This window comes from Snuella sedimenti, assembly GCF_016428595.1.
Taxonomy (GTDB): Bacteria; Bacteroidota; Bacteroidia; order Flavobacteriales; family Flavobacteriaceae; genus Snuella; species Snuella sedimenti.
Genome location: NZ_JAELVQ010000006.1, coordinates 66,221 through 88,492, shown reverse-complemented (window position 1 = coordinate 88,492; position 22,272 = coordinate 66,221). Strand labels below are relative to the sequence as shown.

Sequence of the window (22,272 nt, the reverse complement as noted above, 5' to 3'; positions counted from 1 at the left end):
AAAAAACCGGAAAATGGTCGTAACATTTCCCGGTAAAGAAAGTGATTGCATTTAAATCAAAAAAAACAACCAAACACAAATTTATGAAAATACTTTTTAAAGTAAAGAGTAATGACTTTACTCTTTTTAAATTCGATTTGAAAATGAAGATAACCTCATTTTTTATATTGGTAACACTTTTTCAAATACATGCCAATACTTACTCTCAAAATTTTAGGATCTCGTTGGATCTCGAAAATGTGAGTATTGAAAAAGTTCTCGAAGAAATAGAAATGGCCTCCGATTTTAAATTTTTTGTCAATACAGATCAAGTTGACATAAAAAGAATCGTTTCTATTAAAGCAAAAAAAGAGCGCATTTCAAAAATATTAAAGTACTTATTCGATAAGCAACCAGTTACTTTCAGGGTTATAGATGAACAAATTGTTCTGAAATCAAATGTTAAAGAGAACAAAATTAAGCAACCCAAAATCCCACATATTGAACTATCTAATATTAAACCTCAAGAAGGTATAGTTAAAGGTCAGGTGGTAGATGGAAATGCTATGCCATTGCTTGGGGTTACGGTTATTGTAAAAGGCACTAGCATAGGAACTTCAACCGATTTTGATGGAAACTATACGCTAAAAATAAAAGACTCTAACGCTATATTGGTCTTTTCTTATTTGGGGTTTACAACCAAAGAGGTTCCAGTTGCCAATCAAACCACTATTAATGTTACTTTAAAAGAATCTGCATCTGAGTTAGATGAAATAGTTCTTATTGGATATCAAAAAGTACATAAAAGTGAGGTGACGAGTTCCATATCCAGTGTAAAAGCAGAAGCTATAGAAGGCATTCCTGTATTAAATGTTTCAGGTATTTTAGCAACTCAAGTTACTGGAATGCAAAATGTCACTATGACTGGAGCACCTGCTGGTAGAGGGGCTTTAGTTATTAGAGGTAATACTGCTATTGGAGCCGATATCGATCCAGATATTGCCTACAGCAGCCCGCTGTATGTAGTTGATGGTGTACAAACTAGTTTGGAAGATTTGGCTGGATATGGCGTTTCTAACCAAGATTTTTTAGCATCCTTAAACCCAAACGATATTGAAAGTATTGATGTATTAAAAGATGCTTCAGCAGCTGCAATTTATGGATCAAGGGGAGCTAATGGAGTTATCATTATTCAAACCAAACGTGGTGCAGCTTTAGCCAAACCAGAATTCACGTTTTCTTCTAATGTCGGATTTCAGCCTAAACCAGATTTAGTGCCTATGTATGTTGGTGCTGCCGAAAGAAATGCTAAATGGGACATGTTAAATAAATGGTGGGCTACTTACGAAAGACAAAATGGACAGACACCTATGATGTTGTCCGATAGTTTAAACCCAGCATTTAATAATAATGTTGATTATCAAGATTTATTTTACAGATCTGGGGTTACCCAAAAATATAACGTATCGATGCGTGGAGGATCCGAAGAAACAAACTACCGATTTGGCTTAGGATATGATGATATTGAAGGTGTCATTAAGGGTACAGGAGTAGAAAGAATTACATTTTCTTCTAATTTAAACTTTAAGGCAGGAAAAAAATTCAGAAATCAGTTAATTACTAGATTTACGCATAACGATCAGAGAACAGGACAAGGTAACCCTTACCAAGGTGCTTTTAATCTTAACTCAACCTTACCTGTTAATCCTGCGCAATTGAATTCTTCCCTATTCTATATATCAGATGAAAAGAGAATGTCTTTAGCTGGCGAGTTAAATGATAAAATGAACACAGACAGAAGTGTGAACTTAACCTTGTCTAATTTTGCAACATTGGACCTTTTTGATGGATTAAGTTTGAACTCGCAGTTAACATATGTATACGATAGTAACAAAAAGAACTTTTACGAGCCATCTACAATTAGACCTGAAGGTGATGGCTTCGCCAGTTATGCATTGTATAACAGAAACAATTTGAATGCCGATACGTATTTAAGTTATTTTAAGGACTTTGGATCAGGTGATCATTCTGTTACTGCGGTTTTAGGTAATCGTGTTGATTTTAACCAGTATGAAAACATGAGACTTTCTGCCATAGGTTTTGGTAGTGACGCTATTAAAGTTATAAATGCGCGATATACTAATGAAGAAATTTCTGGAGATACAAGTATAGAGTCTAATGCTTTGCTATCCTATTACGGGCGAGGCAGTTATAATTATAAAGATCGTTACCAAATGATGTTAACATATAGTAGAGACGGATCATCAAAATTTGGAAGTGATGTAAGATGGGCTGATTTTTATTCTGTTTCAGGAGGGTGGACATTAACCGAAGAACCTTTTATTGAATCTATTCTTCCAGAAGCAGTAAATTATCTTAAAGTTCGCGGTAGCTGGGGTATTAACGGAAAGCAAATGGGATCTAATAATGCGCGTTTTGGAGCTTATAATTTAGGATATGGGGGTAATGCGTACTGGGCTAACCAAATGAGCGTCTCAACTTATGGAGGTGTTACCGGGGTTATTCCAAATTATAACCGTATGGCAAATAATAAATTATCATGGGAAGAAACAGAGCAATGGGATATAGGAGTAGACCTTGATATGTTTAACCACAGATTAAGTTTAACCTTTGATGCCTATCACAAGACTACCGATCAATTATTATTCGATACAACGTTTCCTAATTACTCAGGATATAATTATGCACAAGCAAATATAGCAGGGGTTATAAATTATGGTTGGGAAGCACAAATTCGTTATAAAGTATTTCCTAGAACCAGTGATTTTAAATTAGATTTAATGGCGGGTTTTGCTAGAAATGAGAATTTCGTTTCAAAGTTACCTAATGGAAATAGAGATTACATAAATAATAATCAAAATTATGGATATGTGGTAGGGTTGCCTTTAAACCTTTACAGAATGTTTGTTAATGATTATATTATAGATGATCTTAGTCAATTACCGGTAAATCCATTTACAGGAGAGGCTTTAAGGGGTAAATCTGCTTGGGCTGCTATTAGACCAGGATTTCCAATCTGGCAAGATTTAAACGGAGATTATTTGTTGAATGAAGATCATGATTTAAAATTAGCTACAGAATTTTCTCCAATACCTGATATTCAAGGCTCGTTTAATATAAACTTCCAATATAAGGGATGGTATTTACAGGCCTATAGCCAATTTTCTTTTGGAGCAGATATTAAGAATACCGTGTTGAATGCTTATATGGATGCCTATGATCGTACTGGAGACGCTTGGGCGAGAACAGGTTTGGCCGATTTAAGTGCCCATACATTCTGGGAACAACCAGGTGATGGTGCTGCTGGTGTAGACTTTCCTGCTCTATACCCTACAACGGGAAGTATAGGTGGCCCTTTCTATGGATTTAGGGGTAATCAAACCATGTGGTTAGACAGTGGGGATTACTGGAGAATTACCAATGCTGCTGTAGGATATACTTTTGATAAAGGAGAAACTTTTATGAAAAATATAGGACTATCTAGATTACGAATTTTTGCTTCAGTACTAAACCCTTACCAGTGGCAACGTTCCAATAAGGTTGTAGATGCTTCGATGGTTGATGCTAGAGGGTATACATATGGAAATGGTTACCCGCAAGCAAAAACAATTTCAATAGGAATTGATACTAAATTTTAAATGAAAGGAGTTATGAAAAAAATTAAAAGTTTAAAAATATATGGATTGGTCTTAACATTGCTAACAATGGTTAGTTGTTCAGACTTATTGGATCAAGAGCCTGTAACTATTACGCATCCAGATGTGTTTTGGGTTAATCAAGCCAATGCAGAACAAGCTGTAGCAGGGTCGTATGCTTTGTTTAAACAAGTTATTATGACACAAGGTAACTTTCTATACTGGGGAGAATGGACCGGTATGACGTTTATGGATAGTCGTAACTGGATTGTTAACTATATTGAAGGTAGTGGTAACTATAATCTGGCTTATAGAGAAGCTTCAAGGGACTGGAAGGGATTTTACCGTGCTGCTAACTGGGCATTTACAACCCAACAGTATATAGAAGGCATGGATGACGATTTATTTGATTCTATAGAAATAAAACATAAATTAATAGGTGAAGCAGCCTTCGTTCAAGCCCTAAGTTATTTTTATATGGCTCGTATATGGGGAGATGTGCCTATCATTTCAGAATCTTTAGAAAGTATTGATCAATTGGTTACACCCGATGGTTTTATAGTTACCGTACCTAGATCGCCTGAACTTGATGTATTAGATTTTGCTTTAGAATCTGTCGAGAAATCAATCAGTTTATTAGAGTATTCTTCTCCAGGATCACCAAACTGGGCCATTCGTGCCAATAAAGCAAGTGCTGAAGCATTAAAAGCACATATAACATTGTGGTATGCTTCTAGGGATAATGATAATTCATTAATGATTGATGAAGCTATAAAAGCAACAACCAATGTTATTAACAATAGTGGGGCAAGTTTAATCGATTATACAGTTGAAGGAGCTGATGGGGTTGAAAGAATGTGTGTTGGTCGTTCTGAAACAGGATTATTTGAAATTAATATAAGTTCAAGTGATAAAGAGTCTTTTAGAGTGTCTACAGGCGATAGTAATCATACAGGATTAACATTAAATGCACCTTTTAATCGTGCAACTGTAGCAACTGGTGCTACACCAGTGTGGAATCCGGATTTTTATGGAAATGAAATGATGGCAATAGACCCTGACCGCGCAAATGATGTTAGAAAAGACCTGTTTTTCTACGAGTATGGAACAACCAATGGCACATTTACAATGAAATATGCATATTCATCCCAAGACCCAGACTCAGAAAGTGTTTATGCTCAGTTTTCAGAATCCAATATTCTAATCTTCCGTTTAGCGGATATGTATTTATTAAGAGCAGAAGCCAATGCTCGATTAAATAAAGGAGTAGATGCGGTTAACGATATTAATATGGTGAGAAGTAAGGCTAATGTGCCTAATTATACAGGAGCTACAGACAGAGCATCATTAATGAAAGCTATTTTTGATGAGAGAGCTATTGAGTTTGTTGGTGAAGCGCAATCAGGTTACGACAGAATCCGAATGGATTATTTTGAAGGGGTCAGTTGGGCTAATACAGCTAGAAATGAAAAGAAAGGCTATTTCTGGCCAGTTCATCCTGGAATTATTTCAACCAACCCTGCAATTATTCAAACAGAATATTGGCAAGGTAAACTGTAACATTTTTTTAATTATTAAAAAACTAAAGATGAAAAAATTAATATTCCCTATACTTTTACTGCTTTTGGTTGCTTATGCATGCGATGGCGGCGGCGACTATTTAATAGATGGAGGGCTAAGTAATGACAACACAGGAAATAGCACTATGGCGTTTTTCAGGTCTCATAGTCAGTTAGACACCTTAGCTATTATTATAGAAAGAGCTGGAATGGAAGATGTGGTAAATGGAGAAACAACCATTTTTGCTCCAAATAACCTTTCCATAAAGAATTATGTAGATCATGTTTTGGCTGATATGCGTGAATCAGATCCATTAGCTGATTTTACTGTAAACGATATCCCGGTAGATACGTTAACTAAATATCTTGGAGGATACATTTTCTCTGGTAAAATAACCCGTGAAAATATGACTTTAAACCAAGGGGAAATTTATACCGCGAACAATGGAGAAGAAAGACGTATTTCTTTGGAACCTGTAAATGCTTATGGTAATGAGTTGGATGCATTTCCAGAGTATGTATTCTTTACTTATAAGGTTGGAACAGAATGGGACGCATGGGATGCTAGCTTAAATGATGCTAACGAAAAAGATGATAAGTTTTTAGTCAGAACTTCCAACATTAAGTCTACAAATGGAGTAATACATGTGCTCCAGGGTGGACATGTGCTATTTAATTATGAATAGGTCTAATAACTTATTCAAGCATAATTTATTAATAAAAAAAACATAAAAATGAAGAATATATTTTATACGTTTTTAGCTACAGTACTTATCATAGTTGCCTGTCAGCCACCAGAAGTAGGTTATTTAAGTGATAACATTCATGCTACTCAAGATACAATTTTTGTGCCTCGGGGAGTTTTTACAATAGGAGCCACTCCTGCTATAGAAGGATCTACATATCCTTTACATTGGGAAATCACTGGAATCACCGATACACAAGGAAACCCGTCTGATGACTTATTTGATTTACATGAATTATTAATTTGGAAAGAAGCTTTTAATGGAGATACCGATACAACCTTGGCTTTGGCAAATGCGAAACTAGAACTAGCAGATAAGCCAAGTATCCTTATAAACTCAGTTAGTGGAGAATTAGCATTCACCCAAGCTACAAAGTATGTGAAAAATACTAGTGATACTTATAAAGTAAATGTTAAGGCTTCCAATGTACGAGGTGAACGCCAATTGGATGATTTCACAGTTATAAAATTAGAACCTTTTAAACCGGTAGAATTTCCAACCGAAATGCGTTCCAGACTTAACTTAGTGAAACAGTCTAACAACTCTTTAAGTGCTTTATATACCTCTAAAATCACGAATGGTTTTGATGATAACGTGCCTAGTGTTTTAGATGGCACACATCCTTATATAACCATTACAAAAATTAGCGAAGAACCTGCTTTTGGGGTAAAGGTTAAGATGATAATTACAGATAGTTATGATAACCCGTTGCATCCCGATAAAATACCGTTCTATCCTAGTGGAGCTTCTTATTTGCAAAACTATCACGATAATTCTGTAGAAACCATATCAGATGCTACATCGACTTCGTTTTCATTACCAGCACCTCCTTTTCCTCAATATGCAAGAAACTACGGAGGTAATAGTTCTTATTTAATGTATTATATTACTACTCGTGATGCTTTTACAGTGGATACAGAGGCTTACGAAGCCGATTTTGGCTCTAAAGATTGGTCTGAGTTTACAGATCCTAATACGGGGGAAATCGTAAATCAAGCTTACATACGCTGGGGTATTAAAATTAATGACTCAGGAACTTGGGAAATTAAAATGCGTATCCCTTATACCAAGCTAAAGGTTTAACCTTTACAGAAAAGGCTTGATTACTATAATTTAAGACGGGGCTAGATCATCTCTAGCCCCGTCTTTATTATTTAGAATATTCTTGTAATATTGTTTTTATTAGAGCAGATTAATGACTTATGTTTATATCACATAATAAATTGGGTCAAAAAAGAATTGATTAGTTTTGCATTGTATCCATTGTTTAAGCCAGTGTATGCAAATTAAACCAATATTATGTTATGACCTCAAATTTAAAAAGATATACAACTCTTTTTTTTCTTGCCTTTATTATATGTGCATTCCAAGGAATGTCACAAGGAGACCCCAGTACGTTTAAAGGACAAATAGCCTTAGGTATCAATAACCCATCCCAATCAGGATTTGTAGGTGATTTTGAGGCTAAGTCTTTAAACTTTCCAAGTATTAATTTAGGAATTCAATATATGTTTGGTCCCTTGTTAGGAGCAAAAGCAGATTTTGGGTATAATCGGTTTTCCAATTTGGATAATACCCCCGAGTTTAAAGTTAATTACACACGGTTTAATGCGCAGTTGGTTTGTAATGCAACACGTGTTTTAGGGTTTGTGCCTCGAAGGATAGGTGTTTTTGCACATGCGGGGCCAGGATTTTCAATGATAAAGCCTTTGGGGGATTATGGACAGAACGATACCTCGTTTCTTAATGCTATGGGAGGTCTGGAATTTCATTTTGGGGTGTCCGATGCCTTGTCGGTTTATCTAGATACTTCTTATATTTTAGGATTTAGTGACGATTTCGATCCAGTAACAGAGGGTTATGGATCGTTTAATGGAAATATGCTCACATTTACCATTGGTTTTTCAATTTCGCTTAGCGGCTGTTACTACTGTGAAAATGAGTAAGGAACGTATTATATTAGGAATCGACCCAGGAACGACCATTATGGGATTTGGGCTTATAAAGGTGGTTGGGAAAACCATGCATTTTTTGCAACTTAATGAGTTGGATTTGAAAAAGTACGATGACCATTATATAAAGTTGAAGCTTATTTTTGAACGTACTATTGAGCTTATCGATACCCATCATCCAGACGAAATAGCCATCGAGGCACCGTTTTATGGGAAGAATGTACAAAGTATGCTTAAATTGGGTCGGGCCCAGGGAGTCGCTATGGCTGCCGGTTTAAGCAGACAGATACCAATTACCGAATACTTGCCAAAAAAAATAAAGATGTCTATAACCGGTAATGGAAATGCAAGTAAAGAACAGGTGGCAAAAATGCTTCAAAGCATGTTAGGGTTGAAAACCTTACCTAAGAATTTGGATGCTACCGATGGTTTAGCAGCAGCCGTTTGCCATTTTTATAATTCGGGTAAAGTGTCGGTAGGTAAAAGTTATTCGGGATGGGCTAGTTTTGTGAAGCAGAATCAGAACAAAATAGGTTGATCCGTTTTTACATAGACACAATTTGGTAATAATAAAGTATATTTTGTAAAATTAAATTGTAATTCTAAAATCGAAAATCATCGCAGGTATTTACATTCATATTCCTTTTTGTAAGCAAGCATGCTATTATTGCGATTTCCATTTCTCTACGTCTTTAAAAAAGAAAGGGATCTTGGTTAAAGCATTGCTTGCCGAATTAGAATTGCGTAAAGGTGAACTCCAGGGGCAGGTTGTCGAAACCATATATTTGGGTGGCGGTACTCCCAGTTTGCTCGGTGATGAGGAATTAACCGCTATCCTTGATACCGTTTATAAAAATTACAGCGTAACAGAAGATCCCGAAATTACACTTGAGGCCAATCCAGACGATTTAACAAATAAACGCATTAATGCATTGTCTAATTCACTAGTTAACCGTTTAAGCATAGGTATTCAATCATTTTTTGAAGATGATCTAAAAAACATGAACAGGGCGCATAATGCACAAGAAGCCAAAGATTGTCTTGCGTTGGCATCTCGGTATTTTGATAATATTACTATCGATCTTATTTATGGCATTCCCAATATGAGCCTTAATAAATGGCAAGAAAATTTAGAAATTGCCTTTGGTTTTGGCGTAAACCATATTTCCAGTTATGCTTTAACAGTCGAGCCTAAGACGGCTTTGGATACTTTTATTAAAAAAGGGACATTTCAGCCCATTGACGAATCCCTGGCATTACAACATTTTAATTATTTGGTAGATAGGACAGCAGAAGAAGGGTTTATACATTATGAAATTTCCAACTTTGGTAAGCCTGGTTATTTTTCAAAGCACAACACATCCTATTGGCAGGGAAAACCTTATGTAGGTATAGGCCCCTCTGCACATTCTTTTCACGGAACAAAACGTAGTTGGAATGTGGCCAATAACTCAAAGTATGTTAAAGCGATTCAAGGCAACGAATTACCAAGTACAATGGAAGTGCTAACTACAACAGATTTGTATAATGAATATATAATGACAGGACTTAGAACCATTTGGGGCGTATCCTTGGATAAGCTAGAAGGTGATTTTGGAATACTGTATAAACAGCATGCCTTAAAAGCATCAAAAAAATATTTGGAAAAAGGCTTATTGTCTATTTCGTGTGATTTAGATGAAAACCAAAAGCCTATTGAAAAGTTGGTTACTACTCAAAAGGGTAAGTTTTTGGTAGATGGGATAGCTTCTGAGTTGTTTATGATTTAATTATCTTTGATTATGCTGGCAACTATTCAATACAGATCGAAAAAACTTCAAGTAGACTTATCTAAGCCCATTGATATTTCAATTCCAATGCAAGCTTCAAAAAAGAATGTAAATGCATGGTATTTGGATCCGCCTAAAATAGAGCCTGTAAAAGATGGCGATTGGATTGCCAGTGTTAAGGAAGGAGCGAGTATTAATTTTAATAATATTCATTTTAATCCACATGCGCACGGAACGCATACAGAGTGTGTGGGGCATATTACAGAAACCTTGTATTCTGTAAACAAAGAATTAAAACAATTTTTCTTTTTGGCAGAAGTTATTACCGTAGCCCCAGAAAAGCTAAATGATGATTTTGTAATTTCTAAAAAACAATTGCAGTTTGCCATAGGAAATAAGAAAAGAGATGCTATTATTATAAGGACCATTCCTAATACTAAGGAAAAGTTGTCGGCACAATATTCGCATACTAACCCCCCTTATTTGTTGGAAGATGCAGCCGTTTATTTACGGGAAAAAGGAATACAGCACTTATTGATTGATTTGCCTAGCATTGATAAAGAGAAAGACGATGGCAAGCTATTGGCGCATCGTGCATTTTGGAATGTTGGAGGCAGTTTACGAAAACATGCAACAATAACCGAATTCATTTTTGTGCCAAATTCCGTGGTAGATGGCATTTATATTTTAAACTTGCAAATAGCACCTTTTAATAATGATGCCACGCCAAGTAAACCCATCCTGTATAAAATTGAAAATTTATGAACCTGATCTTAAAAATTGAAGAACTAGCACTCTTTCTATTAGGGATTTATTTTTTTAATATTTTGGACTTTAGTTGGTGGTGGTTTATAATGTTACTGTTAACTCCCGATATAGGTATGTTGGGGTATTTGATAAATACCCGCATAGGAGCTATAACATACAATGTGTTACACCATAGAGGTGTTGCTGTTCTATTTTATTTAATAGGTATTTATACGCAGAGTCAGACAATACAGTTAATAGGTGTTATTATATTTTGTCATGCTGCGTTAGATAGGGTTTTTGGTTATGGTTTAAAATATTTTGATCATTTCAAGCATACCCATTTAGGAGATTTAAAAAAGTAATATGCATATTGAGCAACTTCGTGATTATTGTTTAAGTAAAAAAGAAACAACAGAAGATTTTCCGTTTGATGAAAATGTATTGGTATTTAAGGTGTTAGGTAAAATGTTTGCCCTAGTGCCTTTAGATGCTTGGGAACGGGGAGAAGCTTCGGTAAATTTAAAGTGTGATCCAGAATATTCAGAAACCTTACGATTAGACTACAGTAGTATACGGCCAGGCTTTCATATGAATAAAAAACATTGGAACACCGTTTACATCCATGAAGGCGAATTGTCGTCAGAATTCATTTTAAACCTTATAGACCATTCGTATAAAATGGTTGTAAAAGCCATGCCTAAAAAAGTAAGAGATACATTAATTTAACTGGAAAATGCTTACGAATGTAAAACGAGTGTTTTTTTGTTGTATATTTAGTACTCTCCTAAATAGTTCCGATTAATAGTAAATAAAAGATTGTCTCAAATCTTGTTTTCGGTCCCCGAACCTTAAAGAAGTATTTAATTTTAACTAGTATACTAATTTAAATTTTATCAGATTATGAAAACAGTCAATCGATTATTTACAGCACTACTAAATTTGGTTTTGTTGTTTAGCACCGTTACGCTTTTTGCGCAACAAGATATGCCTGAGCGTCCACAGTACATCGCAGTAACAACAATGCATTGGAACATGGATTATGAAGGTTTTGATATGGATGCCTGGAAGGCAGTAGAAAAGGAATATTTGGATAAGGTGACCATGAAAAATGAATACATTATGGGAACCTCTACCCATTTACACATGTTTACCGCCGATAACACTGAAATAAAATATGTTCAGGCCTTTGCTTCTTGGAATGATATAGACAAAGCTACAGAAAGGAATGAAGAATTGGAAAAAGAAGCTTGGCCCAACGAAGAAGAAAGAAAAGCATTTATGAAAAAACGAATGGCCTACTACGCTAACGAACATTCCGATGAAATTTATGCAACGATGGGCAGAGCTAAGCTTATGGATGCTAAACCAGATAAGGATTTAATTACTTTTGTTAGAGTGAGCCATTTTGCTTTTCCAGAAGATGGATCGAATGAAGAATTCAAAAAATTAGGAGAAGGTTATTTTGATGAACTAATTAATAAGAATGAATATATAAAAGCCTATTATCCGCATGCACATGCTTGGGGAGCTGACAGAACAGAGTTTGTTGAAGCATTTATTGTTGAGTCTTTAGCCGACCTAGATAAAATGTTCGACAGATTTCAAGAACTCAGTAAAGAAGCATGGCCCGACGAAGAAGCTCGTAAAGAGAGAGGTAAAAAAGTATCTAAATATTTCACAGGCGTTCATGGGGATTATATATATCAATCAGTGCATGAGCTTTCAAAATAATAAAGAATAAAAACATTGCTTTAAGTAAATAAAGATGCCCTTCCGGGCATCTTTTGCGTTGAACTATCGTTATAAAAATAACCTGTTGCGTTTGTAGAACCTTTAATTTATGTATTATTGCAAAATCAAAAACTGTATTATGAGTGTATTGCAAACCTTAAAAGAAAGAAGTCATTCGACCTGTGAATTGTGTTCGGCTACTAACGATTTAAACCAATATGTTATACCGCCTTCATTAAATGAAACAGTTGATAATAGTGTGTTGGTTTGTAAGGTTTGTTTGGATCAAATTGAGGGACATACAGATATGGATGCTAATCATTGGCGTTGCTTAAATGATAGTATGTGGAGTGAGCATGTTGCTGTTCAAATTATGGCTTGGCGTATGTTACAGAGATTACGTAGTGAGGGTTGGCCACAAGATTTGCTGGATATGATGTATTTGGATGATGAAGCTATGGCACTGGCGCGTGCAACAGGAGAACATGAAGAAGAATCGGCAAAAATTGTACATCGTGATGTGAATGGAGTTGTTTTGGAGGTAGGGGACTCTGTTGTTTTGGTAAAAGATTTAAAAGTGAAAGGCTCCAGTATGGTGGCCAAACAAGGAACAGCCGTTAGAAACATTCGGCTAGACCATGAAAATGCCGACTATATAGAAGGTAAGGTCGATGGTCAGAATATTGTAATTATTACAAAATATGTCAAGAAGATCTAAATTAGTGTTAACAGGCCCTAGTCAAGATCTTCATTTTTATGCTGCTTCTTAAACAGTCCAAATCCAAACGGTAAGATTAACAATAGAAAGAAGAACTTACCGGTTAATAGTCCTATAAGCGTAATAATAAGGGCAATACCTAAAAGGATATACAGGTGTTTTTGTTTCATGTTTACTGGTTTTCTTTTCTGTAGTTGTTCGGGGATAAGCCTTTTATGGCTTTAAACTGCCTGTTAAAATTAGAAATATTATGAAAGCCAGATTGTTCTGCAATGGCAATTATGGGTAATTCTTTATGGCTTAATAATAGTTTACAGGCATTTTCTATACGTAATTCGTTTAAAAAACTAAAATACGTTTTATTAGTACGTTTTTTAAAATACTTACAAAAGGCATTTTTGGTCATGTTGGCAATGTTCGCAATGGCTTCCAATGAGATCTCCTTGTGATAGTTGGTCATGGTGTATTCAAAAACATCACGCATACGTTTCCCTTCCACATCGGTATACTTTTTATCATAAATGAATGATGACAAACTTTTATAAGGAGCTGTCGATGCTATTTTAAGAAGTTCCAGCAAAATAATAAACCTGTTTAATTTTGAGGCCGTTTCGAGTTTAAAGAATAAGTCTCTCATGGCTGCTTTGTTAGATGTAACTTTAAATCCGTGTGCAGCACGCTTAAAAAAAGGTTCCAATTCATGTAATTCTTCCAGATTAAAAAAATGAGTTCCAAAGGCGGTCTTGGTAAAAAATAATGTAAGCATGTGCGATTTACGATCAACGTTTAAGTCACTTTTAAATACATGGGGCAAGTTACTGCCAATAACTAAAATATCACCTTTTGCATAGTCGTTAATAGTATCGCCAACAATTAAAGTGCCCTCACCCTCGACCACCAAACTAAGCTGTATCTCTTCATGTTGGTGCAATTGATCATAAAACGCAATATCTAGATCAACCTGATAGACTAACGCGTCTAATTCGGGTTTAGGTATTTTAAAAGGTAAAACTTTCATTATCAATCTTAAATTATTTAAAAATATAAAATTATCCTTATAAATGGTTAATTTAATTATAAATGGATAATATAGTACCGCTTTTGGATAAAACTCACATACTCAACATGAATCTCTGTGTATAATTTTGTAGCATCATAAAACATAAAAACGATGGACATAAAATGGGAAGGCGTTATGCCGGCAGTTACAACGCAATTCACGGCAAATGATGAATTGGATCTTGAATTATTTAAAAAGAATATCAAAGCACAATTGGATGCAGGTGTGCATGGTATTGTTTTGGGAGGAACCTTAGGAGAAGCCAGTACCTTAACAGATGAAGAACGTAGTATACTAACAAAAGAAACAGTTGCATTTGTAGATGGTAAAGTGCCAGTTTTAATGAATATAGCCGAACAAACAACTAAAGCAGCAATCAATTTAGCAAAAGTAGCAGAAGCTGATGGGGCAAAAGGACTTATGATGTTACCTCCTATGCGGTACAAGGCCAGTGATGAAGAAGTAATAGCCTATTTTAAAGCCGTGGCGAATAGTACTTCGTTACCAATTATGATCTACAATAATCCAGTAGATTATAAGATAGAAGTAACACTAGATATGTTCGCTGAATTATTAGAAGCTTGTCCAAACATTCAAGCTGTAAAAGAATCTACACGCGATACAACAAACATCACGCGAATTAAAAACAGATTTGGTAACCGATTGGCGATTATGACAGGCGTTGATACCTTGGCTTTAGAAAGTTTGATACTAGGAGCCGATGGATGGGTGGCTGGCTTAGTGGATGCATTTCCAGCTGAAACGGTAGCCATTTATGAATTGCAGAAAGCAGGAAGGATAAAAGAAGCTATTGCTATTTACAGATGGTTTATGCCATTGCTAGAGTTAGATATTAGCCCTAAATTAGTACAGTATATTAAAATGGCCTCTGTTTACACGAAAATTGGATCGGAGTATGTAAGAGCGCCTAGATTGGTGTTAGAAGGACAAGAGCGAGAAACGATTACTAAAATAATTACGGATGCACTTGCAGTGCGACCTACGCTACCCGACTATAAAAACTTGAGTGCTTTAGTATAAAAACTAACATAGAGATGCTGGAAATTAGACCAACATGCGAGCATTGTAATAAATCATTGCCATTTGATTCCCAAGAGGCAATGATTTGCACGTTTGAATGTACCTTTTGTAAGTCTTGTGTAGAAGACATTTTAAAGCATGTGTGTCCAAACTGCGGTGGAGGTTTTGAAAAACGCCCTATTAGACCGCAATCAATGTTGGAAAAGTATCCAGTTTCTAAAACAATAATTTACAAACCAGTAGATGTGGAGGCGCATTTAAAAAGACTACGATTAAAATGATTACAGGAAAAAATTATATAGGAAATAAACTATCAGCAAAAGGAGATGTAACCCATAGTACCATTAACCCAAAGTTAAACATTGAAAATCCAACTCCTTTTTTTGAAGCAACTCAAGCGGAAGTTAATGAGGCCGTAACACTAGCATGGGATGCTTTTAAGGTATATAGAAAAGTACCTGGATCTAAAAGAGCGGCGTTTTTAAATGCTATTGCTGATGAGATTTTAGCTTTAGACCAAGAGCTGATTGATATGTATACAACTGAATCTGGTTTGCCTGAAGGGCGAGCCATTGGTGAGCGGGGAAGAACCGTATATCAGTTACGTACATTTGCCGATTTGGTTTCAAATGAAGATTGGCGAGAAAATGTTATAGATGAAGCAATACCCGATAGAGAACCATTGCCAAAGGAAGATTTAAGAAAAACGCTAATCCCGCTTGGACCTGTTGTCGTTTTTGCCGCCAGTAACTTTCCCTTAGCGTTTTCTACTGCTGGAGGTGATACTGCGAGTGCCTTAGCAGCAGGCTGTCCCGTTATTGTAAAAGCACATGCTATGCATTCGGGAACGGCCGAATTGGTTGCTTCAGCAATTATTAAGGCAGCCGAAAAAACAGGAATGCCAAATGGTGTATTCTCTAACATTATGGGACGGGGAAGAACGGTTGGTACAGCTTTGGTAAAACACCCAAAAGTAAAAGCGGTTGGATTTACAGGAAGTATTTCTGGAGGTAGGGCACTTTTTGATCTGGCCTCACAGCGTGAAGAACCAATTCCGGTTTTCGCCGAAATGGGAAGCATAAACCCCGTAATCATTACATCAAAAGCGGTTGCTAAGCGATCTGAAGCGATAGCCACTACCTATGCCGGATCCATTACTTTGGGAACAGGGCAGTTTTGTACAAATCCAGGATTGATTTTAACTATTGAAAGTGATAAAACACAAGCATTTATTGAAGACTTAGCCAATAAAACCATAGCCATAGAGCCGCAATGCATGTTAGGTCCAAACATTAAAAGTGGATTTGTTGAGAATGGTGAAAGTGTAATTGCTCAAGAGGGTGTTGAGGTTGTTGGTAAAATAAAAGGAGATATAGAGGCTAATTATGCAGCATCATACATTGCAAGTGTTTCTGGTACAGATTTTTTAGCTAACCCTAAAATGCACCAAGAAGTATTTGGCCCTTTTTCCTTAGTCGTAAGATGTAAAGATGAAACACAGCTAATTCAAATAGTTGATGGTTTAGAAGGACAGTTAACAGGAACCATAATAGCAGAAGAGGAAGAGTATGCAACACTTCATGATTTAGTAGATGCTTTAGAAAATCGTGTTGGAAGAATCATTTTTAACGGTGTGCCTACTGGAGTTGAGGTGTGTCCGTCCATGCAGCACGGAGGCCCATATCCTGCATCGACCGATTCAAGGTTTACAGCAGTTGGAACAGGATCTATAAAGCGTTGGGTGCGACCAATTAGCTATCAATCTTTTCCAGATGCGCTATTACCAATGGCTTTAAAGCGTTAAGAAAATAGTGTTACTTTTCGAAGTTAGTTTTTTAAAAGATTAATTCGTTTATTTTTTTGATAAAGTGCTGTTAATTCAAGTGAATTTTGGGATTAAAATAAGTAAAATTGTTATTGAGAAAACAGGTGTTAAGAAATCTGTTTCGGTTATAGTATTCAACTAGCATGATTGATAACAACTGAAATTACCTTTTATAATGAAATTCAAAAACAAACAATGTTACATGAAAACCGTAAAACTTCTAGGTGTTTTATTGATATTGCTTATGAGCGCTTTTGTTAAAGTATCTCCAAGTGATGAATTAGCTTTAATTATTTCGGAATATGAAACACCAAGAGAATACGGTTTTGAGAAAAATACTTCTTTAGAAAACACGAACAAATTTTTTCAAGCGGAAGCTGATTTCGCAAAACGTTTAATACTAAAGTTAAGAGGTGTTTCAGATGAAGGCTTGTCTGAAAGTGAAAAGATATCCAAAGAATTGCTATTGTTTGTTCTGCAAGATAAAATTGATAGAAACACTTATAAAATGCATTTAAATCCAATAACAAATGAAATTGCTTTTCATTTGTCTTTGGGAAATATGGGAGATAAAACACTTAAGAATAAGAAGGGAGTTCTTGAATATCTAAGGGAATTAGAAGCCTTGCCTGCTATTGTAGACTACAATTTAGAGCTTTTAAGGGCAGGCGTAAAGGAGGGTGTTTCCCAACCCAAAGAAGCATTTGGTAATTACAAAATAACTTATGATAAGCACATCGTTTCAGATGTCACGACAAGTGATTTCTATAAACCCTTTTTAAGTTTGCCAGAGGCATTGTCAATACCGTTCAAAGACTCAATATTGAAAGCAGCTAAAGTTAGTGTTCAGAAAAATGCCATTAATCAATATAGAAAGATTAAAACATTTTTTGAAACCGAATATTTTCCTAATACAAGAAAGGGTTTAGGGGTAAGTGCCATTAAAAATGGTAAAGCGTTTTATCAAAATAGAATTAATTACTATACGACAAGCACACAATATACTGCTGATGACATCCATGAAATCGGATTAAAGGAAGTAGCTCGAATAAAAGGGGAAATGCAGAAAATTATTGATGAATTGGGTTTTGAGGGTTCTTTTGCGGATTTCTTACAGTTTCTAAGAACAGACGAACAATTTTATCCCAAAACAGCCAAGGAATTGTTGATGTTTGCCAGAGATATTGCAAAAAGAATTGATGCTGAGTTGCCTAAATATTTCAAAACCTTGCCAAGGAAACCTTACGGCGTGGTACCAGTTCCAGAAGCCATTGCCCCTAATTATACAAGTGGCAGGTATTCAGGAACCAAAGAAGAAGATAAAGCAGGTTTTTATTGGGTGAACACCTATAATTTGCCAAGTAGAACCTTGTATACAATTCCTGCTTTAACCGCCCATGAAGCGGTTCCGGGACATCACTTGCAAATGTCTTTAAACAATGAGCTGCCCGATACAGTACCTAACTTTAGAAGAAACTTGTACTTGTCAGCCTATGGGGAAGGCTGGGCTTTGTATACCGAAACTTTGGCCGATGAAATGGGTATCTATACAACGCCATACGAGAAGTTTGGAAAGTATACTTATGAAATGTGGCGCGCTTGCCGCTTGGTGGTCGATACGGGCATTCATGCCAAAGGCTGGACGCGGCAGCAAGTAATCGATTATATGGCAGCCAACACAGCCTTGTCAATTCATGAGGTAACAACCGAAACAGATAGGTATATTACCTGGCCCGGACAAGCAATATCTTATAAGATAGGGGAGATTAAAATCCGCCAATTAAGAGATAAAGCAGAAAAAGAATTGGGTGATAAGTTTAACATAAGAGAATTTCACGAAATTATATTAGAAGAAGGTACGGTAACCTTGTCAATTTTAGAAAAAAGAGTTATCGATTATATTAAGAAAACAAAAAATGGGTAAAAGCACATTTGTTTGTATCGATGCACATACCTGTGGCAATCCGGTACGGGTTATTAAAGAAGGTGGACCAGAATTAATTGGTAATACCATGAGCGAAAAGCGGCAGCACTTTTTAAAAGAGTACAATTGGATTCGTAAAGGCCTAATGTTTGAGCCGAGAGGGCATGACATGATGAGCGGTAGTATCTTGTATCCACCACATGACCCAGATAATGATTTTGCTATTTTATTTATAGAAACATCGGGTTGCTTACCCATGTGCGGCCATGGTACTATTGGAACCATAACCATAGCTATTGAAGAAGGTTTGGTGACCCCAAAAGTGCCAGGTAAAATACGAATGGAAGCACCAGCAGGTTTAGTTGAAATCGAATACCAACAAACAGGCAATAAAGTTGAGTGGGTAAAACTAACCAATGTTAAGAGCTATTTAGCCGCTGAAGGGTTAACGATTAATTGCCCCGAATTGGGAGACATTACGTTCGATGTGTCTTATGGTGGAAACTATTATGCCATTGTAGATCCCCAAGCTAACTTTGAAGGCGTACATGCATTTTCTGCTTCCAAGATCATTCAATATTCCCAAGTGGTACGACAGTGCATTAACGAAAAGTACAAAGATATGTTTGTCCATCCCGAAAACCCGACCATACGGGATGTAAGTCATATGTTATGGACTGGTAACCCGATTGATCCTAGTTCTTCGGGACGTAATGCCGTGTTTTATGGCGATAAAGCCATAGATAGAAGCCCTTGCGGTACGGGGACTTCGGCGCGGTTAGCACAGTTGTATGCTAAAGGAAAATTAAAAATACATGAACCCTTTATTCATGAAAGTTTTATAGGATCTAAATTTATTGGACGCGTTGAAGAAGTAACAACATTGGGAGATAAAGTGGCAATTATTCCAAGTATTCAGGGATGGGCTAAAGTATTTGGATATAATACCATTACAATTGATACTGAAGACGACCCGTATGCTTTTGGATTTCAAGTGATATAAATTAAACTGGGCATGAGTAAAAATGTTATTGTAATAGGAGGTGGTATTATTGGTTTATGTTCCGCTTATTATCTTCAGAAAGAAGGTCATAAGGTTACAGTTGTCGATAAGTCTAATATGGATGCCGGTGCATCTTATGTTAATGCAGGATATTTGTCCCCAAGTCATATTGTACCATTGTCTGCTCCAGGAGTGATGAAAAAGGGCTTGAAATGGATGTTTAATCCTGCAAGCCCATTATATATTAAGCCTCGGGTAGATGCCGATTTTTTAAAGTGGGTATGGGCATTTAATAAGTCATGTAGTGTTAAGCATGTTAAAAAAGCCATTCCGGTTATTAAAGATTTATCATTGATGAGCCAAGATTTGTATGATGCCATTAAAAGTGATGAAAACTTTTCATTCCATTATGAAAAGAAAGGCTTGTTGATGTTGTGCCAAACCGAAAAAATGCTAGAGGAAGAAATAGAAACAGCACACATTGCAAAACAAGAAGGTTTGGATGCTGGTGAAATAAGTAAAGAAGACTTAAAAGTATTGGAGCCTCAAGTAAAACTAAATATAAAAGGAGCAACTTATTATAAATGTGATTCACATACAACGCCCCAAGAGTTTATGGAGGAAATGATAGCACATTTAAAAGCTGTTGGTGTAGAGTTTTACTGTAATGAGCAAGTTAAAGATCTAAATCTGGTAAATGGTGCTATTGCTTCAGTAATTACAGATAAACAGACCTTAACCGCTGATGAATTTGTATTGGCAGCAGGTTCATGGAGTTATATGCTAAGTAAAAAAATAGGGTTAAAATTACTATTGCAAGCAGGCAAAGGCTATCGTATTAATACCAATCGTCCAACAGGAATTACAATTCCGGCCATATTAGCAGAGGCCAAAGTGGCAGTAACCCCTATGAATGGTTTTACACGTTTTGCAGGCACTATGGAAATAGCTGGCATTAACCACAAGATTAATAAAACCAGAATTGAGGCCATAGCCAATGCAGCAACACACTATTATCCTGAAGTATCATTAACTCCAGAAGAAAAAGACAACGCTGCTTCAGGATTACGACCTGTGTCCCCTGATGGATTGCCTTATATAGGTAAATCCAATGCATGTAGTAACCTTACTATAGCCACAGGGCATGCCATGATGGGATGGACTATGGGAACAATAACAGGAAAACTGGTTTCAGAAATTATTTCAGATAAAAAGACATCACTAGATTTATCACCACTTCAACCAGATAGAACATTTTAGATGCGATACGACCCAGTACCTAACAGATTATTCATAAAGAATAGAAATAACTTTGTTTCAAAAATGGTTCCCAATAGCATTGCTATTTTAACGTCAAACGATGTTAAGCATAACAATGCAGATGATGTTATGGGCTTTGCCCAAAACAACGACCTGTTTTATTTGTCCGGTATCGATCAAGAAGATACAATTTTAGTCCTATACCCCGATGCTTATAAAGCAGAAAACAGGGAAATATTATTTGTAAAGGAGACGAGTGAACAGATAAAGATCTGGGACGGAGAAAAATTGACCAAAGGAAAGGCCTCAGAAATTTCAGGGGTAAAAAGGGTTGAGTGGGTACAGGATTTTGAGATGATTTTGCAATACATGGCCTTTGAAGCCGATGGCTTTTATTTGGGACATAATGAGCATTTAAAGCGTGTTACCAAAGATCAAGAAACGCAACAGGATAGAATGATTGTATGGTGTAAGGAGAAATATCCCTTACATGCGTATTATCGAGCCGCAAAAATTACAAGGGAATTAAGGCAAGTAAAATCCAAGGAAGAGATTGCGTTAATCCAAAAGGCGGCAGACATTAGTGTTGATGCCTTTAAACGCGTTTTAAAATCTTGTAAACCCAACATAAAAGAGTATGAGTTGGAGGCCGAACTAACATACCATTTAATTAAAGCTGGTGCAACAAGACAAGCTTTTAAGCCCATTGTTGCTTCAGGGGAAAATGCTTGTGCCTTGCATTATAATAGTAACGATTCGGTTTGTAATGATGGAGCTATGATTTTACTGGATTTTGGCGTTTGCTATGCTAATTATAACAGCGATACTACCCGCTGTATTCCTGTAAACGGACAATTTTCAGAAAGACAAAAGCAAATATATACATCCGTTTTACATTGCTTAAAAGAAGGTAGTAAGCTTTTAAAACCAGGTATTGTTCCTAAAGACTACGAACAACAAATGGCCAGTCTAATTGAAATAGAATTAATAAAGTTAGGATTGTTAACTGCTGGGGAAGTTTCCAACCAAGACCCCGAAAGGCCATTGTACAAAAAATACTTTATGCACGGTACGGCCCATCATTTAGGGCTGGACGTACATGATGTCGGTTTGTATTCAAGACCTTTTGAGAAGGGGATGGTATTAACTTGTGAACCGGGAATTTATATTCCCGAAGAAGGTATTGGTTGTCGTTTGGAGAATGATTATTTGATTACAGAAACGGGAAATATCAATTTAACGGAAGCCATGCCCATTGAAATAGAAGCGATCGAATCATTAATGAAACAATAAAACCGT

21 protein-coding genes are annotated in these 22,272 nt (G+C 36.2%); 19 read left to right on the top strand and 2 right to left on the bottom strand.

The window, feature by feature from the left end; genetic code table 11:
• Positions 1-83: 83 nt before the first annotated feature.
• The 12 genes from JF259_RS06590 (at position 84) to JF259_RS06535 (ending at position 12,860) form a co-directional block, all read left to right on the top strand.
• Positions 84-3,638: a SusC/RagA family TonB-linked outer membrane protein gene (locus JF259_RS06590; RefSeq protein WP_199114518.1), complete on the top strand. Its 3,555-nt coding sequence runs from the start codon at positions 84-86 to the stop codon at positions 3,636-3,638.
• A gap of 12 nt (positions 3,639-3,650) precedes the next feature.
• Positions 3,651-5,195, top strand: a complete 1,545-nt coding sequence (locus JF259_RS06585; protein ID WP_199114517.1) for a RagB/SusD family nutrient uptake outer membrane protein — start codon at positions 3,651-3,653, stop codon at positions 5,193-5,195.
• A 28-nt stretch (positions 5,196-5,223) separates the two neighbouring features.
• On the top strand, positions 5,224-5,880 hold the full coding sequence (locus JF259_RS06580) for a fasciclin domain-containing protein (protein WP_199114516.1): 657 nt from the start codon (positions 5,224-5,226) through the stop codon (positions 5,878-5,880).
• 48 nt (positions 5,881-5,928) lie between these two features.
• Positions 5,929-7,023 carry a DUF5007 domain-containing protein gene (locus JF259_RS06575; RefSeq protein WP_199114515.1) on the top strand — a complete coding sequence of 365 codons (1,095 nt, stop codon included), beginning with the start codon at positions 5,929-5,931 and terminating at the stop codon, positions 7,021-7,023.
• 221 nt (positions 7,024-7,244) lie between these two features.
• Positions 7,245-7,886, top strand: a complete 642-nt coding sequence (locus tag JF259_RS06570) for an outer membrane beta-barrel protein (protein ID WP_199114514.1) — start codon at positions 7,245-7,247, stop codon at positions 7,884-7,886.
• Entirely contained in the window at positions 7,879-8,430 is a 552-nt protein-coding gene (gene ruvC, locus JF259_RS06565) for a crossover junction endodeoxyribonuclease RuvC (protein ID WP_199114513.1), read from the top strand. The genes JF259_RS06570 and ruvC overlap by 8 nt, the downstream gene beginning before the upstream one ends.
• A 55-nt stretch (positions 8,431-8,485) precedes the next feature.
• On the top strand, positions 8,486-9,661 hold the full coding sequence (hemW, locus tag JF259_RS06560) for a radical SAM family heme chaperone HemW (RefSeq protein ID WP_317192068.1): 1,176 nt from the start codon (positions 8,486-8,488) through the stop codon (positions 9,659-9,661).
• Between the two features lie 12 nt (positions 9,662-9,673).
• Positions 9,674-10,426 carry a cyclase family protein gene (locus JF259_RS06555; RefSeq protein ID WP_199114512.1) on the top strand — a complete coding sequence of 251 codons (753 nt, stop codon included), beginning with the start codon at positions 9,674-9,676 and terminating at the stop codon, positions 10,424-10,426.
• Positions 10,423-10,773, top strand: a complete 351-nt coding sequence (locus JF259_RS06550) for a DUF4260 domain-containing protein (protein WP_199114511.1) — start codon at positions 10,423-10,425, stop codon at positions 10,771-10,773. Before JF259_RS06555 ends, JF259_RS06550 begins: the two co-directional genes overlap by 4 nt.
• A 1-nt stretch (position 10,774) precedes the next feature.
• Positions 10,775-11,137, top strand: coding sequence for an MmcQ/YjbR family DNA-binding protein (locus JF259_RS06545; RefSeq protein ID WP_199114510.1), 363 nt, complete (start codon positions 10,775-10,777; stop codon positions 11,135-11,137).
• A 174-nt stretch (positions 11,138-11,311) separates the two neighbouring features.
• Positions 11,312-12,142 carry a hypothetical protein gene (locus tag JF259_RS06540; protein WP_199114509.1) on the top strand — a complete coding sequence of 277 codons (831 nt, stop codon included), beginning with the start codon at positions 11,312-11,314 and terminating at the stop codon, positions 12,140-12,142.
• Between the two features lie 139 nt (positions 12,143-12,281).
• On the top strand, positions 12,282-12,860 hold the full coding sequence (locus JF259_RS06535; protein ID WP_199114508.1) for a PhnA domain-containing protein: 579 nt from the start codon (positions 12,282-12,284) through the stop codon (positions 12,858-12,860).
• Positions 12,861-12,877: 17 nt separating this feature from the next.
• Here JF259_RS06535 and JF259_RS06530 read toward each other — a convergent pair whose 3' ends face one another.
• Both JF259_RS06530 and JF259_RS06525 read right to left on the bottom strand, forming a co-directional pair.
• The gene (locus JF259_RS06530; protein WP_199114507.1) at positions 12,878-13,030 is read right to left on the bottom strand and encodes a hypothetical protein; all 153 of its coding nucleotides are present in this window, start codon (positions 13,028-13,030) and stop codon (positions 12,878-12,880) included.
• 2 nt (positions 13,031-13,032) lie between these two features.
• Positions 13,033-13,878, bottom strand: a complete 846-nt coding sequence (locus JF259_RS06525) for an AraC family transcriptional regulator (RefSeq protein ID WP_199114506.1) — start codon at positions 13,876-13,878, stop codon at positions 13,033-13,035.
• A 153-nt stretch (positions 13,879-14,031) separates the two neighbouring features.
• Between JF259_RS06525 and JF259_RS06520 the strand changes: the two genes are divergently transcribed.
• From JF259_RS06520 to JF259_RS06490, 7 genes are all read left to right on the top strand, one after another.
• Positions 14,032-14,961: a dihydrodipicolinate synthase family protein gene (locus JF259_RS06520; protein ID WP_199114505.1), complete on the top strand. Its 930-nt coding sequence runs from the start codon at positions 14,032-14,034 to the stop codon at positions 14,959-14,961.
• 14 nt (positions 14,962-14,975) lie between these two features.
• Positions 14,976-15,242, top strand: coding sequence for a DUF1272 domain-containing protein (locus tag JF259_RS06515; RefSeq protein WP_199114504.1), 267 nt, complete (start codon positions 14,976-14,978; stop codon positions 15,240-15,242).
• A complete protein-coding gene (locus JF259_RS06510) occupies positions 15,239-16,765 on the top strand; it encodes an aldehyde dehydrogenase (NADP(+)) (protein WP_199114503.1) in 1,527 nt (508 codons plus the stop codon). Before JF259_RS06515 ends, JF259_RS06510 begins: the two co-directional genes overlap by 4 nt.
• Before the next feature lie 223 nt (positions 16,766-16,988).
• A complete protein-coding gene (locus JF259_RS06505) occupies positions 16,989-18,710 on the top strand; it encodes a DUF885 domain-containing protein (protein WP_199114502.1) in 1,722 nt (573 codons plus the stop codon).
• Positions 18,703-19,713, top strand: a complete 1,011-nt coding sequence (locus tag JF259_RS06500) for a 4-hydroxyproline epimerase (RefSeq protein ID WP_199114501.1) — start codon at positions 18,703-18,705, stop codon at positions 19,711-19,713. The genes JF259_RS06505 and JF259_RS06500 overlap by 8 nt, the downstream gene beginning before the upstream one ends.
• Positions 19,714-19,725: 12 nt before the next feature.
• Entirely contained in the window at positions 19,726-20,973 is a 1,248-nt protein-coding gene (locus JF259_RS06495) for an NAD(P)/FAD-dependent oxidoreductase (protein WP_199114500.1), read from the top strand.
• Positions 20,974-22,266, top strand: coding sequence for an aminopeptidase P N-terminal domain-containing protein (locus JF259_RS06490; RefSeq protein WP_199114499.1), 1,293 nt, complete (start codon positions 20,974-20,976; stop codon positions 22,264-22,266). It abuts the gene before it with no gap.
• The last annotated feature ends 6 nt before the right edge of the window (positions 22,267-22,272 follow it).